Genomic DNA, 13,863 nt, shown 5'->3' on the forward strand with positions numbered 1-13,863 from the left:
ACACCGGCCGGCGACGAGTTCCGCGTGTCCGGCGGCCGCACTCGCCGCCCCGGAGCCTTGACCGGACCGGAGGCCTGACCGCACCGGACAACCGGGGCAACTGGGATGATCGTTTCATGACACAGGCCGACGGATACCTCCTCGACAACCGCCAGAGCGAGGCCGGACAACGCTTCGCCGCCTTCGCCGCCCTCTTCGACCCCACCACCTTCCGGCACCTTGAGGCGTTCGGACTCGGACCGGGCCAGCGCTGCTGGGAGGTCGGGGCCGGCGGTACCTCGGTGGTGTCCTGGCTGGCCGAGAAGGTCGGACCGACCGGCCAGGTCGTCGCCACCGACATCAACACCTCGCTGCTCGCCACGGCCGCCCACGCACCGGTCGAGGTCCGCACCCACGACGTCGGCGCCGAGGAGCCGCCGGGGGAGGGCTTCGACCTGGTGCACGCCCGACTCGTCCTGGTCCATGTCCCGGACCGGGAACGGGCGTTGCGCTCCATGATCAAGGCCCTGCGCCCCGGCGGACGGTTGCTGATCGAGGACGCCGACCCCGCCCTCCAGCCCCTGGTCTGCCCTTACGAGTACGGCCCCGAGCAGCGGCTCGCCAACCGCCTGCGCCAGGGTTTCCGCAAGCTCCTCGCCGAACGCGGCGCCGATCTGTCGTACGGCCGCAAACTTCCGCGGCTGTTGCGCGAGGCCGGGCTGCACCATGTGGAGGCCGACGCCTACTTCCCCGTCGCCTCGCCCGCCTGCACCGCCCTGGAGTCCGCCACGGTCCGGCAGATCCGCGGCCGGCTCGTCACCGCGGGTCTGGCCACCGACGAGGAGATCGGCCAGCACCTCGCCAACGTGGCGGCCGGCACCATGGACCTCGCCACGGCCCCGATGATCTCCGCATGGGGCCGCAAGAAGTAGACCCGCCGGGCAACGGCGCCGGCCCGCCGATTCCGGTCGCGGTGCCGTGTCAGCCGTGGACGGGCGGTCTGGCGCCCACACGTTCCACCGCCCTCGCGCCCGCCCCGCAGCCCCGCGCCGCCGCTTCCCCGGGATCCGCGCCGGCGACCAGCGCGGCGAGGAACGCGCCGGTGAAGGCGTCGCCGGCGCCCGTGGTGTCCCGGGGCGTCGCCGGTTCGGCCGGAACCCGCGCGAGGACGCCGCCCCCCTCGGCGACCAGCGCACCGTCCGCACCCGCCTTGGCCACCACCAGCGGCACACGGCGGCTCAACTCGGCCGCCGCGTCCGCCGGATCGGGCAGCCCCGTCAGCAGACAGGCCTCGTCCCGGCTCGGCAGCAGGACGTCCACGCCCTCGACGAGCGCCAGGAACCGGTCCACGCCCAGCGTCCCGAGGAACCCGGCCGACGCCGGATCCAGGCTCACCGGTACGCCACGCGCGCGTGCCGACGCCAGGGCCACCGCCACCAGCGCCCGGCTCGGTTCGGAGAACAGCAGGTAACCCGACAGATGCAGCCGGGCGACCCCTTCGAGCAGCGCGTCGGACCAGTCGGCCGGCTCCAGCCGCAGCGACGCCCCGCTGTCCGTGAGAAAGGTGCGCTCGGCCGAGTCACCGTTGTCGACCAGGCAGATGACCGTCCCCGTCGCGACCTCGGGGTCCACCACGAGCCGTGGCCGCACCCCGGCCGCGAGCAGCTCCCGCTCGTGCCACTCGGCCGCGTCCGTGCCGACCCGGCCCAGCAGCCGTACGTCCGCACAGCCCGTACGGGCGGCCCAGCAGGCCACGTTCGCGCCCGCTCCGCCGGGCACGGTCCGGATCACGGCGGCCGTGTCCGTGCCGGTCGCGAGCGGACCCCGGTGGCGCGCGACGACATCGGTGACGACGTCCCCGACGACCAGCAGCGCGCCCTCTGCGGCTGCCGTCACCCCCTGGCCCACGCCGACGCGATCCGCGCCGCCAGCCGTACGTTGCCGCGCACGGCCGCCAGGTTGGCCTCCAGCGAGGCGCCGTCCGTGTGCCGGACCAGGTAGCCGAGCAGGAACGGCGTGACCGCCTGGCCGGTGATCCCCTCCGCGTCGCACGCGTGCAGCGCGTCGGCCAGCACACGCGCGTGCAGCACGGGATCGAGCTGCTCCGCCTCCGGGACCGGATTCGCGACGATCAGCGACGTGTCCGCCGCGTCGAGCGTGTCCTGCGCCCGCATGACCTCCGCGACCTGCTCCGGGGTCTCCAGCGTCCAGTCGACCGGATACCCGGAGTCGGACAGATAGAAGCCGGGGAAGCGGTCCGTGCCGTAACCGGCCACCGCCACCCCCAGGGTCTCCAGACGTTGCAGGGTCGCCGGCACGTCCAGGATCGACTTCACGCCGGCACACACCACGGTGATCCGGGTGCGCGCCAGCAGACCCAGATCGGCGGACTCGTCCTGGGTCACCGTCCACTCCCGGTGCACCCCGCCGAGACCACCCGTCGCGAACACCCGGATGCCGGCCAGCGCCGCCAGCTGTGCCGTCGCCGACACGGTGGTCGCGCCGCTCGCCCCCGCCGCCACGGCGAGCGGGAGGTCACGGTGGCCCAGCTTGCGGATCCCGTCCTCGTTGGCGACCCGCTCCAACTGGTCCTTGGCCAGGCCGACATGGGGTCGCCCGTCCAGCACGGCGATGGTCGCGGGCACGGCACCCTCATGCCGCACCGCCGCTTCCAGCTCCAGCGCCACCTGGAGGTTGCGCGGGCGCGGCAGCCCGTGCGCGATGATCGTGGACTCCAGGGCCACCACTGCCCGGCCCGCACCGAGCGCCTCACGGACCTCTTCCGACATCACCAGCACCACGCGCCTGCCTCCTGTCCGTCGGTCTTCCCTCATCTCTGGCGGGCGGCACACCCGGCTAAACGCTTGCGGCCTGTGCCGGACGCCACCAGCCTGGACCGCATGACGCATCACGTGGCACGCCTGGACCATGTCGTCCTCTGGGTCGCGGATCCGATCGCCGCGGCCGGCTTCTACGAGCGGATGCTCGGCCTGGAGCCGCTGCGGGTCGTCGAGTTCACCGCGGGAGAGGTGTCCTTCCCCTCTGTACGCGTCAACGAGGAGACGATCCTCGACCTCGCGCCGCACACCCTCGCCGAACGCATGCCGGCGCTCCCCGACGCCGCCGACAGCGCCGGCCACCCGGTGAACCACATCTGTCTGTGCCTGCCGTCCGACGCGTTCGACGCCCTGCGCGCCCGCCTGGCCGAGCACACCGTACCCATGACCGACAGCGGCCAATGCTCCTTCGGCGCCCGCGGGAGGGCCGCGCGCAACTTCTACTTCCGCGACCCGGACGGCAATGTCGTCGAGGTCCGGCACTACGACTGAAACCGTCGTTCCCGCCGAGGCGCCTCAGAACAGTGGCTCGGGCAGGACGCCCTCCAGGGCGAGCAGCTTCCGCTTGGTCTCCAGACCGCCGCCGAACCCGCCGATGCCGCCGTCGCGCTCCACCACCCGGTGACACGGCACGACGACCGGCAGCGGATTGGCTCCCATCGCCGCGCCCACCGCCTGCGCCGCGCCGGGCTGCCCGACCCGCCCGGCCAGATCGCCGTATCCGACCACGCTGCCGTAAGGGACGCCGGCGGCCAGTTCGCGCAGCACCTGCCGGTTGAAGCCGGAGATCAGCGACCAGTCCAGCGGCAGGTCGAAGTCCTGCCGCTCGCCCGCGAAGTACGCCCGCAGCTGGCGTATCGCCTCGGCCAGCACCGGCGCCGCGGCGTCCTCGACGGGCTCGGCGCCCAGCCGGGCCGCCAGCCGCTCCAGGGTCCGCTCCCGCACCGCGTCCGTGGCGTGGAAGACCACGGTGACCAGGCCCTCGCGGGTCGCCGCCAGCAGCAGCGGACCGATGTCGGTGCTCACGACGGCCCACACCACCCGCTGCTCGTACTGCCCTTCGCTGTCCATGCGATCCACCGTACGACCCGCCACTGACAACGCCGTCCCGCCCGGCCCCCGCTCAGTTCGCGCGCAGCGCGGCCCGCACCACGTCCGGCTTGTTGGTGATGATCCCGTCGACGCCGTAGCCGACGGCCTTCCAGGTGCTGGCCGCGTCGTTCACCGTCCAGGTGAAGACACGCAGCGGCCTGCCGTGCGGGCCGTCGAACGAGTGGACGGAGGCCACGTAACCGGCGGAGATCGACCCCACCGACGGGTTGATCAGGTCCGTGAAGCGCGCGTACCGGCCCAGGGCCGTCACGGACGGTGTGCCGAGATAGCCGGTCGTCACGGCGGGTCTGAGACCGTGCACGACGCGCAGGCTGTCCGCGCTGAAGCTCTGCACGACGATCCGGCCGAGGTGCGGGCCGTCCAGCCAGCCCTCGTTTCCCAGCAGCTTGACGATCTGCCGCTCGATGCCCGGGTACAGCTCCGGGTTCTTGATCTCCAGGAGCAGTTTCTCGTGGTTGTGCTCGATCCTGTGCATGTATTGGGCCAGCGTGGGCACGCGCGTGCCGGTGTACGAGGGTGAGAACCAGCTGCCCGCGTCCAGCCGGGCGATCTCCGCCGCGGTGAAGTCCTTCACCTTCCAGGGCGCCCGGCCGGGGAAGACCTGTTCGGCGTTGGTGGTGCGCGCGAGGCTGTCGTCGTGGAGGACGACCAGTCGGCCGTCCCTGGTGCGCTGGACGTCGTTCTCGACCCAGGCGAAGCCCAGCTCGGCCGCCTTGTCGACGGCGGCCAGCGTGTTCTCGGGCGCGTAGGCGGAGGCTCCCCGGTGGGCCAGCACCGTGGGCTCTCGTGCGTCGCCGGCCCGGGCGGCGGGCACGGGGCTGACCAGGGCGGCCGCGCTCAGCAGCGCAGTGGTCGTGGTGGCGACGGCACGCGCGTGCATGCGTACTCCTCACGTTGGGCGAACACGGACAGCACAAGAGTGACAGCAGGGAGTCAACGACGGCCGGGTACCGGATGCCCACAGATTGAATGGAGTTACCCAAGTCCGCTCACCGGTGCCGCACAAGTGCGGCAAGGGCGTGTTTCTTTGCCGGAAAATCGTTCGACCATTCCGGTGCGGGTCATACTCTCTGCGTCAACCCTGACCGCCCGGGCGGTCCTGGGACGGGGGCGCATATCAAATATTCCGGGACGCAAAGGGTGAAGGGCAGCCACGTATGCAGGGCACGGTCGACGGATTCAGCTATGGGGTCGTCACCCCGCTGGTGGCCTATCTGATGGCCTGCCTCGGCGGTGCCCTGGGGCTGCGCTGCACGACCCGGGCGATGCTGGTGGCCCAGTCCTCGCGGCCCGCCTGGCTCGTCCTGGGGTCGGCCGCGATCGGCTCCGGCATATGGACCATGCACTTCATCGCCATGATGGGGTTCAGTGTCAAGGAGACGCCGGTCCACTACGACAAGACGATCACCTTTGCGAGCCTTGGCCTTGCCATCGTCATGGTGGGGATCGGGATCTTCATAGTCGGCTACCGGGGCGCCACCGGCACCGCGCTCTTCACGGGCGGCACGATCACCGGCCTGGGCATCGCCTCGATGCACTACCTCGGCATGGCCGGCCTGCGCCTCAACGGGACCCTGGAGTACAACACGCTCACCGTGGGCGCGTCGGTCGTGATAGGGGTCGTGGCCGCCACCTCGGCCCTGTGGGCGGCGGGACAGATCCGCGGCTTCCTGTGGAGCGTCGGCGCGAGCCTCGTCATGGGACTCGCCGTCAGCGGCATGCACTACACCGGCATGGCCGCCATGAGTGTCCACCTCCACCACACCGGTGGCACGCCCCCCGGTGACTCGCCCGCCTCCCTGCTCGCTCCCATGCTGATCGGCCCACTGGCCTTCCTCTGCCTCACGGCCGCCGTCATGGTGTTCGACCCCATGATCATCATCGGCAGGCCCGACCGGCTGCGCGTGGAGCACAAGCCGGGGGTCCCGGCCGACGAGGTCACCCACCACCCGAGCCGCCGCCCGCAGCTGCGCATCGGCCGCCAGCAGAGCCACCACAGCTCGCGCACTCCGCAGAATCGCTGATCAGAGCCGGTTGTCAGTGCGGGGTCGTACGGTGGAACCCATGCGGCCCGTTTCCCACATCGAACGCACGGTGGCGCCCTTCGAGGTCGTCAGCCCGTACCAGCCCAGCGGCGACCAGCCGGCGGCCATCGCCGACCTGGCCAAGCGCGTCCAGGCCGGTGAGAAGGACGTCGTCCTCCTCGGCGCGACCGGCACCGGCAAGTCCGCCACCACCGCGTGGATGATCGAGAAGCTCCAGCGCCCCACCCTCGTGATGGCGCCGAACAAGACGCTGGCCGCCCAGCTGGCCAACGAGTTCCGCGAGCTCCTCCCGAACAACGCGGTCGAGTACTTCGTCTCGTACTACGACTACTACCAGCCCGAGGCGTACGTCCCGCAGTCGGACACCTACATCGAGAAGGACTCCTCGATCAACGAGGAGGTCGAGCGACTGCGCCACTCCGCCACCAACTCGCTGCTCACCCGCCGCGACGTCATCGTGGTCGCCTCCGTGTCCTGCATCTACGGCCTCGGTACCCCCCAGGAGTACGTCGACCGGATGGTCCCGCTGCGGGTCGGCGACGAGATCGACCGCGACCTCCTGCTGCGCCGTTTCGTCGACATCCAGTACACGCGCAACGACGTGGCGTTCTCACGCGGCACCTTCCGCGTCCGCGGCGACACCATCGAGATCTTTCCGGTCTACGAGGAGCTCGCCGTCCGCATCGAGATGTTCGGCGACGAGATCGAGGCGCTGTCCACGCTGCACCCGCTCACCGGCGAGATCATCAGCGACGACCAGCAGCTGTACGTCTTCCCGGCCTCCCACTACATCGCGGGTCCCGAGCGCCTGGAGCGGGCCGTCAACGACATCGAGAAGGAACTGGCGGAGCGCCTCGCGGAGCTGGAGAAGCAGGGCAAACTCCTGGAGGCCCAGCGGCTGCGCATGCGCACCACGTACGACATCGAGATGCTCCGCCAGATCGGCACCTGCTCCGGCGTGGAGAACTACTCGATGCACTTCGACGGCCGCTCGCCCGGCTCTCCGCCCAACACTCTGCTCGACTACTTCCCGGACGACTTCCTCCTCGTCATCGACGAATCTCATGTCACCGTGCCGCAGATCGGCGCCATGTACGAGGGCGACGCCTCCCGCAAGCGCACCCTCGTGGACCACGGCTTCCGGCTGCCCTCCGCTCTGGACAACCGCCCCCTGAAGTGGGAGGAGTTCCAGGAGCGGATCGGGCAGGCCGTGTATCTTTCGGCGACCCCCGGCACCTACGAGCTGTCCCGCGGGGACGGCGTCGTCGAGCAGATCATCCGACCCACCGGCCTCGTCGACCCAGAAGTCGTCGTCAAGCCCACCGAGGGCCAGATCGACGACCTGGTGCACGAGATCCGCAAGCGCACCGAGAAGGACGAACGCGTCCTGGTCACCACGCTCACCAAGAAGATGGCCGAGGACCTCACCGACTACTTCCTGGAACTCGGCATCCAGGTGCGCTATCTGCACAGCGACGTCGACACCCTGCGCCGCGTCGAGTTGCTGCGCGAGCTGCGCTCCGGCGAGTACGACGTCCTGGTCGGCATCAACCTGCTGCGTGAGGGCCTCGACCTGCCCGAGGTGTCCCTGGTGGCCATCCTCGACGCCGACAAGGAGGGCTTCCTGCGCTCCGGCACCTCGCTGATCCAGACCATCGGCCGCGCGGCACGCAATGTCTCCGGCCAGGTCCACATGTACGCCGACAAGATCACCCCGGCGATGGAGCGGGCCATCGACGAGACCAACCGCCGCCGGGAGAAGCAGGTCGCCTACAACACGGCCAACGGCATCGACCCGCAGCCGCTGCGCAAGAAGATCAACGACATCGTCGCGCAGATCGCCCGGGAAGAGGTGGACACCGAACAGCTGCTCGGCTCGGGCTACCGCAAGCAGAAGGACGGCAAGGCAGCCAAGGCTCCCGTTCCGGCTCTGGGCGACAAGGCGGCCAAGGGCGCGAAGGCCGGCAAGGCGGCCAAGGGCAAGGCGAAGGAAACGGTGCCGACCGACCGCCCCGCGGCCGAACTGGCCGAGCAGATCGAGGAGATGACGGAGCGCATGCGTGCCGCCGCGGCGGATCTGCAGTTCGAGATCGCGGCCCGCCTGCGTGACGAGGTCTCCGAGATGAAGAAGGAACTGCGCCAGATGAGGGAGGCGGGTCTGGCCTGAACCCCGAGCTGCCGCCGGACCCCGGTAAGGGCGCGAAGTGTTGCAACACCGACACAAACCGCGGGCCGGGGTTCGGCACTGTCAGCGGCGCTGCATAGGGTTTTGGACAACCGCGCACTTCGCGGCAACCGGGGACATTCGACGAGGGGACAGCAGCCGTGACCGTCAACATGACCAAGGGTCAGGCCATCAGCCTGGAGAAGAAGGACGGCGGCTCCCTGAGCGCGGTCCGCATGGGTCTTGGTTGGAAGGCGGCACCCCGGCGCGGGCTGTTCGGCTCGCGCACCCGGGAGATCGACCTGGACGCCTCGGCGGTGCTGTTCGCCGACAAGCAGCCCGTCGACGTCGTGTTCTTCCGTCACCTGGTGAGTGACGACGGCTCCGTCCGGCACACGGGCGACAACCTCGTCGGCGGCGCGGGGCAGGGCGGCGACGACGAGGCCATCCTCGTCGACCTCGCGCGCGTCCCGGTCCACGTCGACCAGATCGTCTTCACCGTCAACTCCTTCACCGGCCAGACCTTCCAGGAAGTGCAGAACGCCTTCTGCCGGCTGGTCGACGAGACCAACGGCCAGGAACTCGCCCGCTACACGCTCGACGGCGGCGGCGAGTACACCGCCCAGATCATGGCGAAGGTGCACCGGACCGGCTCGGGCTGGACGCTGACGGCCCTGGGCGTGCCGGCCAAGGGCCGCACCTTCCAGGACCTGGTGCCCACGATCCTGCCGGTCCTCTAGGGGAAGCCCCGCGGCGCACGACGACACGACACACAGGGGGCATGGGCGATGGCGGCGGAGCTGGCGCGCGGGCAGAACCATCCACTCTCGCGGAACCGGATGGAGATCCGGATCTCGGCCGATGTGCCGGTCGTGACGGGGGCCACCCTCGCCGACGACACCGGCCGGGTGCGGGACGCCGACCGGGTGGTCCATCCGGGCGCACCCACCCTGCCCGGGATCGAGGTCTCCCGGCAAGCAGCCGCCGAACACCGGCTCGCCGTCGACCTCGACGCCCTGCCCGAGGCCGTGCACCGGGTCAGTGTCCTGATCGCCCTGCCCGCAGCCCCCGGCGGCCCGCTCCGCTTCGGCGCGGTCGCCCCGCCGCGCGCCGCCGTCACCGGCCTCGACGGCACCGAGGTCGTCGGCTACACCCTCGCCGGCCTGGACGCCGAGTCGGCAGTCGTGGCCCTGGAGCTCTACCGCCGTCAAGGCGCCTGGAAAATCCGCGCGGTGGGGCAGGGCTACGCAGAGGGCCTCACCGCCCTCCTCGCCGACCAGGGCCTGCCCCAGGCCGCCGAACTCGCCGGCGGGATCGAGGCAGCGGTGGCACGCGGCGCGGCCCGGGCAGTTCCGGTGCGCACGGACACCGGCCGCTCCCGCCTTACGGCCGGCTCCGTCGCCGGCCCCGATCCGTCCGGCACCGCCGCCGGGTCCCCGTACGACGTTCAGGCGCCCTGCGACGGCAGCGATCAGCCGATCTCTTCCGCCGGACCCGGCGGACCTGGCGGACCCGGCGGACCCGGCGGACCTGGCGGGCCCGGCGGGCCCGGCGAAGCGGAGCCGGTGCCCGGTGACGGCCGCTCCCTGGCCTCCGATGGACCCGCTGCCACCGACCTGGTCACATCCGCCGGCGGTCCCATCGACTACACGCATCCGAAGCGCCGCCAGGCCTCCCCGCCCACGGCCCCGGCGGCGCCCGCCCCGGTCGACGGGCCCGTCCCGCCCGTCGCGGGTGATGCGGTCGGCTGGTCCATGGACGAGCGGCTGTACAACCAGGTCTGGGGCATGTTCGAGGACCTGGCCCGCTCCACCGCCGCGTACCGCAGTGCCGTCGACTTCGCCGAGTCGCGCATGGAGAAGGAGCTCGACCAGGTCCTCGCCGACCCACGCAGCCGCCTGGGCTCGACGGGGGACTCCGCACGCGAGACGGCCCGCGCCCGGCAGGCCCAGCTGGTCGACCAGGCCCAGGCGGCCCTCGACCGCGACCTCGCCCAGCTCACCGCCGAGTCCGAGGTCGTCGAGCCCGCCCTGCCACCGGCGTACGCACGCTGGGACACCCCCGTCTGGCACGCCTACCGGGTACCGACGGAGCCGCCGATGGCCGTGCGACTGGGTGACCTGCACCTTGCGGAGAGCGCCCCGTTGCGCATCCCGATGCTGGTCCGGCTGCCGCTGGAGCGGGGCCTGTGGATCGACAGCGGTCTCAGCGCGACTCCCGACGGTGCCTTTCCCGACGCCGGTGAGCTGCGGCACCTCGCTCTGCAGACGGCGGTGGTGCTAGCGGCCCGGCTGCTCGCCGTGCATCCGGCCGGGGAGTTCGGCGTACAGGTCATCGATCCGGCCGGTTCCGGCGCCGCCGCACTCGCCCCGCTGACGGGAGCCGGCGTGCTGGCCCGGCCGCCCGCGACAGGTGCGGTCGGTGTAGCGGACGTACTGGGGCGGCTGACCGAGCGTGTCGACCTGGTACAGATGGCCGTGCGCGGCGGCGCGGCCGACGCCCTGCCGCCCGGTCTGGACACCTCGCGGCAGCTGCTTGTCGTCAACGAGTTCCCGCACGGTTTCGACGACCGGGCCGTCACCCAGCTGCGCTATCTCGCGGACGAGGGCCCGGACGTCGGTGTCCATCTCCTGCTGGTCGCCGACCGGGAGGACGCTGCCGCCTACGGGCCGTTGCTCGATCCGCTGTGGCGTTCACTGATGCGACTCACGCCGGTACCGGACGATCACCTTGCCGACCCGTGGGTGGGGCATGCCTGGACGTACGAGCCCTGCGTGGTGCCAGTCGGCAGCCAGGTGCTCCAGCAGGTGCTCCACCAGGTCGCAATCGCTTACACCAAGCGTATGTAAAGTCTCTTGACCAGGCCATTTGGTCTTTCTTTTGCCAATCGCTTTACCTTTCCTTGGTGATTGGGGTACTGTTTTCCTCACGGAGGGGAGTACTCCCTGTCTGCTGCGGCGTACCCGTCAATACGGATCCGATCGGATCCCGGGGCGTCGGCCCGTCTCGGGTGGAAGAGACCTCCGGCAGCGACGACGCTGACCCTTTGCCATTCACGAACCGGAGGCGCAGTGGATGTATCCGTGACCCTTTGGGTCCTCACCATCGTGGGTCTGGCCGCCTTGATCGCGGTCGACTTCTTCATCGGCCGCAAGCCGCATGACGTATCCGTCAAGGAAGCCGGAATCTGGACCGTCGTCTGGATCGCCCTGGCCGGACTCTTCGGCCTCGGCCTGCTCGTCTTCGGTGGCGGCCAGGCCGGCGGCGAGTTCTTCGCGGGCTTCATCACCGAGAAGTCGCTGAGCGTCGACAACCTCTTCGTCTTCGTCCTGATCATGGCGAAGTTCGCCGTGCCCTCGCAGTACCAGCAGCGGGTGCTGCTCGTCGGCGTCCTGATAGCCCTGGTCCTGCGGGCCATCTTCATCGCCGCGGGCGCCGCGATCCTCGCCAGCTTCTCGTGGGTGTTCTTCCTCTTCGGCGCCTTCCTGATCTGGACCGCCTGGAAGCTGATCCAGGAGGCACGGGCCGACGGGGAGGAAGAGGAGTTCGAGGAGAACAAGCTGCTCAAGGCCGCGGAGCGCAGGTTCGGCGTGGCCGACCGCTACCACGGCACCAAGCTGTGGATCCAGCAGAACGGCAAGCGGGTCATGACCCCGATGCTCGTCGTGATGCTTGCGATCGGTACGACCGATGTCCTGTTCGCGCTGGACTCCATCCCCGCGATCTTCGGCCTGACGCAGGACCCGTACATCGTCTTCACGGCCAACGCCTTCGCGCTGATGGGCCTGCGTCAGCTGTACTTCCTCATCGGCGGACTGCTGAAGAGGCTGGTCCACCTCTCCTACGGCTTGTCGATCATCCTCGGCTTCATCGGCGTCAAGCTCGTGCTGCACGCCCTGCACGAGGCCGGCGTCCACGTCCCGGAGATCAGCATCCCGGTCTCGCTCGGCGTCATCTGCGCGGTCCTGATCGTCACCACGATCACCAGCCTGCGGGCCTCCGGGAAGCAGGCGGCGGCCGAGGCGGCGCAGACCCGGAGCGAAGGCGCTCCGAAGGACAGCATCGACGTCTGACCACGTCGGACGTAGGAACAACCACCCCGTGGAGCGGTGCGAAGCGCATTGCCGACCCACCGCTCCCGGTGCTTCGTTGGGTGGCGGAGCGTCCCCGGTCGGGGGCGCCGCCACCTGGTGGAGGCAACCGTGACATTCGTCCAGATCATCGACTTCGAGACCGACCGCATCGACGAGATGAGGGCTCTCGCGGACGAGATGGGCAACCAACTCGCCGGCGGTGAGAACAGCCCGACGCGCCGACTGATCCTCAGGGACCGAAGCCGGCCCGGCCACTACCTGGGCGTGATCGAGTTCAACTCCTACGAGGAGGCCATGCGCAACAGCGACGACCCCGAGACGAGCAAGTTCGCCCAGCGGATGGCCGCCTTGTGTACCCGCCCGCCGTCCTTCACCGACTGCGACGTCGTGGACATGACCGACTTCACGTAACCGTTCGACCGACGTCACCCGTACGACCCGGGGGCTTCGCCGCGCCGACGGCGGGCCCCCGGAGCCCGAAAGGACCGGAATGCGAACCCAGTACGCCTCTGCCACCATCGCTGCATGATCACTCGGTTCAGGTCGCTCACCACTCAGTGGACGTTCCTGGTGCCGGTGCTCGCGATCGTCCTGCTCCTGTTCACCTGGAGCCGTGATCTGCCCGGCGGGGTCGTCGCCCTGGTGACCGTGGTTCTCGGCGGATCCGTCCTCGCCGCCGTCCACCACGCCGAGGTCGTCGCCCACCGGGTCGGGGAACCCTTCGGCTCCCTGGTGCTCGCCATCGCCGTCACGGTCATCGAAGTCGCCCTGATCGTCACCCTCATGGCAGACGGCGGCGACAAGAGTTCCACCCTGGCCCGGGACACCGTCTTCGCCGCCGTGATGATCACCTGCAACGGCATTGTCGGCATCTGTCTCCTCGTCGCCTCGCTGCGCCACGGCACCGCGGTCTTCAACCCCGAGGGCACCGGCGCCGCCCTCGCGACCGTGGCCACCCTGGCCACGCTCAGCCTGGTCCTGCCGACCTTCACCACCAGCAGACCCGGCCCGGAGTTCTCCGGCGTCCAGCTGACCTTCGCGGCCCTGTCCTCACTGATCCTGTACGGCCTGTTCGTCGCGACCCAGACCGTGCGACACCGCGACTACTTCCTGCCGATCACCCGGCAGGGCGAGGTGATCGACAGCGACGACCACGCCGAAGCCCCGTCCGCGCGCACCGCCTGGATCAGCCTCGGCCTGCTGGGCCTCGCCCTCGTCGGCGTCGTCGGACTGGCCAAGGGCGTGTCGCCCGCGATCGAGTCCGGTGTGGAGGCGGCCGGCCTGCACCACGCCGTCGTCGGTGTGATCATCGCCCTGCTGGTGCTGCTCCCCGAGACCATCGCCGCCCTGCGCTCCGCCCGCCGCGACCGCGTGCAGACCAGCCTCAACCTGGCGCTCGGCTCGGCGATGGCCAGCATCGGGCTGACCATTCCCGCCGTCGCCCTCGCCTCCATCTGGCTCTCCGGCCCTCTGGTCCTCGGCCTCGGCGCCACCCACATGCTGCTGCTCGCGCTCACCGTGGTCGTCAGCTCCCTCACGGTCGTGCCGGGCCGGGCCACACCGCTCCAGGGCGGCGTCCACCTGGTGCTGTTCGCCGCCTACCTGGAGCTGGCCGTCAACCCCTAGATCGC

Annotated in this window: 13 protein-coding genes; 9 read left to right on the forward strand and 4 right to left on the reverse strand. The window is 70.5% G+C overall.

What is annotated here, in order from left to right; all coding sequences use genetic code 11:
- Nucleotides 1-116: 116 nt before the first annotated feature.
- Nucleotides 117-911 carry a methyltransferase domain-containing protein gene (locus tag AB0N16_RS21405; RefSeq protein ID WP_365798916.1) on the forward strand — a complete coding sequence of 265 codons (795 nt, stop codon included), beginning with the start codon at nucleotides 117-119 and terminating at the stop codon, nucleotides 909-911.
- Nucleotides 912-960: 49 nt separating this feature from the next.
- Here AB0N16_RS21405 and AB0N16_RS21410 read toward each other — a convergent pair whose 3' ends face one another.
- A complete protein-coding gene (locus AB0N16_RS21410; protein WP_365798918.1) occupies nucleotides 961-1,875 on the reverse strand; it encodes a sugar kinase in 915 nt (304 codons plus the stop codon).
- Nucleotides 1,872-2,777: a pseudouridine-5'-phosphate glycosidase gene (locus tag AB0N16_RS21415; protein WP_365799303.1), complete on the reverse strand. Its 906-nt coding sequence runs from the start codon at nucleotides 2,775-2,777 to the stop codon at nucleotides 1,872-1,874. The genes AB0N16_RS21410 and AB0N16_RS21415 overlap by 4 nt, the downstream gene beginning before the upstream one ends.
- A 102-nt stretch (nucleotides 2,778-2,879) precedes the next feature.
- On the opposite strand from AB0N16_RS21415, the gene AB0N16_RS21420 reads away from it, so the two are divergent.
- Nucleotides 2,880-3,308 (forward strand): VOC family protein, encoded by a 429-nt coding sequence (locus AB0N16_RS21420; RefSeq protein ID WP_365798920.1) that lies wholly within the window; start codon nucleotides 2,880-2,882, stop codon nucleotides 3,306-3,308.
- 24 nt (nucleotides 3,309-3,332) lie between these two features.
- Here AB0N16_RS21420 and AB0N16_RS21425 read toward each other — a convergent pair whose 3' ends face one another.
- Both AB0N16_RS21425 and AB0N16_RS21430 read right to left on the reverse strand, forming a co-directional pair.
- Nucleotides 3,333-3,887: a methylated-DNA--[protein]-cysteine S-methyltransferase gene (locus AB0N16_RS21425; protein ID WP_365798922.1), complete on the reverse strand. Its 555-nt coding sequence runs from the start codon at nucleotides 3,885-3,887 to the stop codon at nucleotides 3,333-3,335.
- Between the two features lie 52 nt (nucleotides 3,888-3,939).
- The gene (locus AB0N16_RS21430; protein ID WP_365798924.1) at nucleotides 3,940-4,809 is read right to left on the reverse strand and encodes a glycerophosphodiester phosphodiesterase family protein; all 870 of its coding nucleotides are present in this window, start codon (nucleotides 4,807-4,809) and stop codon (nucleotides 3,940-3,942) included.
- 277 nt (nucleotides 4,810-5,086) lie between these two features.
- Between AB0N16_RS21430 and AB0N16_RS21435 the strand changes: the two genes are divergently transcribed.
- The 7 genes from AB0N16_RS21435 (at nucleotide 5,087) to AB0N16_RS21465 (ending at nucleotide 13,858) form a co-directional block, all read left to right on the forward strand.
- On the forward strand, nucleotides 5,087-5,953 hold the full coding sequence (locus AB0N16_RS21435) for an MHYT domain-containing protein (RefSeq protein ID WP_365798926.1): 867 nt from the start codon (nucleotides 5,087-5,089) through the stop codon (nucleotides 5,951-5,953).
- A 40-nt stretch (nucleotides 5,954-5,993) separates the two neighbouring features.
- On the forward strand, nucleotides 5,994-8,141 hold the full coding sequence (gene uvrB, locus AB0N16_RS21440; RefSeq protein ID WP_365798928.1) for an excinuclease ABC subunit UvrB: 2,148 nt from the start codon (nucleotides 5,994-5,996) through the stop codon (nucleotides 8,139-8,141).
- A gap of 158 nt (nucleotides 8,142-8,299) precedes the next feature.
- The gene (locus AB0N16_RS21445; RefSeq protein ID WP_365798930.1) at nucleotides 8,300-8,878 is read left to right on the forward strand and encodes a TerD family protein; all 579 of its coding nucleotides are present in this window, start codon (nucleotides 8,300-8,302) and stop codon (nucleotides 8,876-8,878) included.
- Between the two features lie 48 nt (nucleotides 8,879-8,926).
- The gene (locus tag AB0N16_RS21450) at nucleotides 8,927-10,987 is read left to right on the forward strand and encodes a TerD family protein (RefSeq protein WP_365798932.1); all 2,061 of its coding nucleotides are present in this window, start codon (nucleotides 8,927-8,929) and stop codon (nucleotides 10,985-10,987) included.
- Nucleotides 10,988-11,209: 222 nt separating this feature from the next.
- Nucleotides 11,210-12,211, forward strand: coding sequence for a TerC/Alx family metal homeostasis membrane protein (locus AB0N16_RS21455; protein WP_365798934.1), 1,002 nt, complete (start codon nucleotides 11,210-11,212; stop codon nucleotides 12,209-12,211).
- Nucleotides 12,212-12,340: 129 nt separating this feature from the next.
- Nucleotides 12,341-12,643, forward strand: a complete 303-nt coding sequence (locus AB0N16_RS21460; RefSeq protein ID WP_365798936.1) for a hypothetical protein — start codon at nucleotides 12,341-12,343, stop codon at nucleotides 12,641-12,643.
- 114 nt (nucleotides 12,644-12,757) lie between these two features.
- On the forward strand, nucleotides 12,758-13,858 hold the full coding sequence (locus tag AB0N16_RS21465) for an ionic transporter y4hA (RefSeq protein ID WP_365798938.1): 1,101 nt from the start codon (nucleotides 12,758-12,760) through the stop codon (nucleotides 13,856-13,858).
- Nucleotides 13,859-13,863 lie beyond the last annotated feature (5 nt).

The organism is Streptomyces sp. NPDC051105, from assembly GCF_040682795.1.
In the GTDB taxonomy this organism is placed as follows: Bacteria; Actinomycetota; Actinomycetes; order Streptomycetales; family Streptomycetaceae; genus Streptomyces.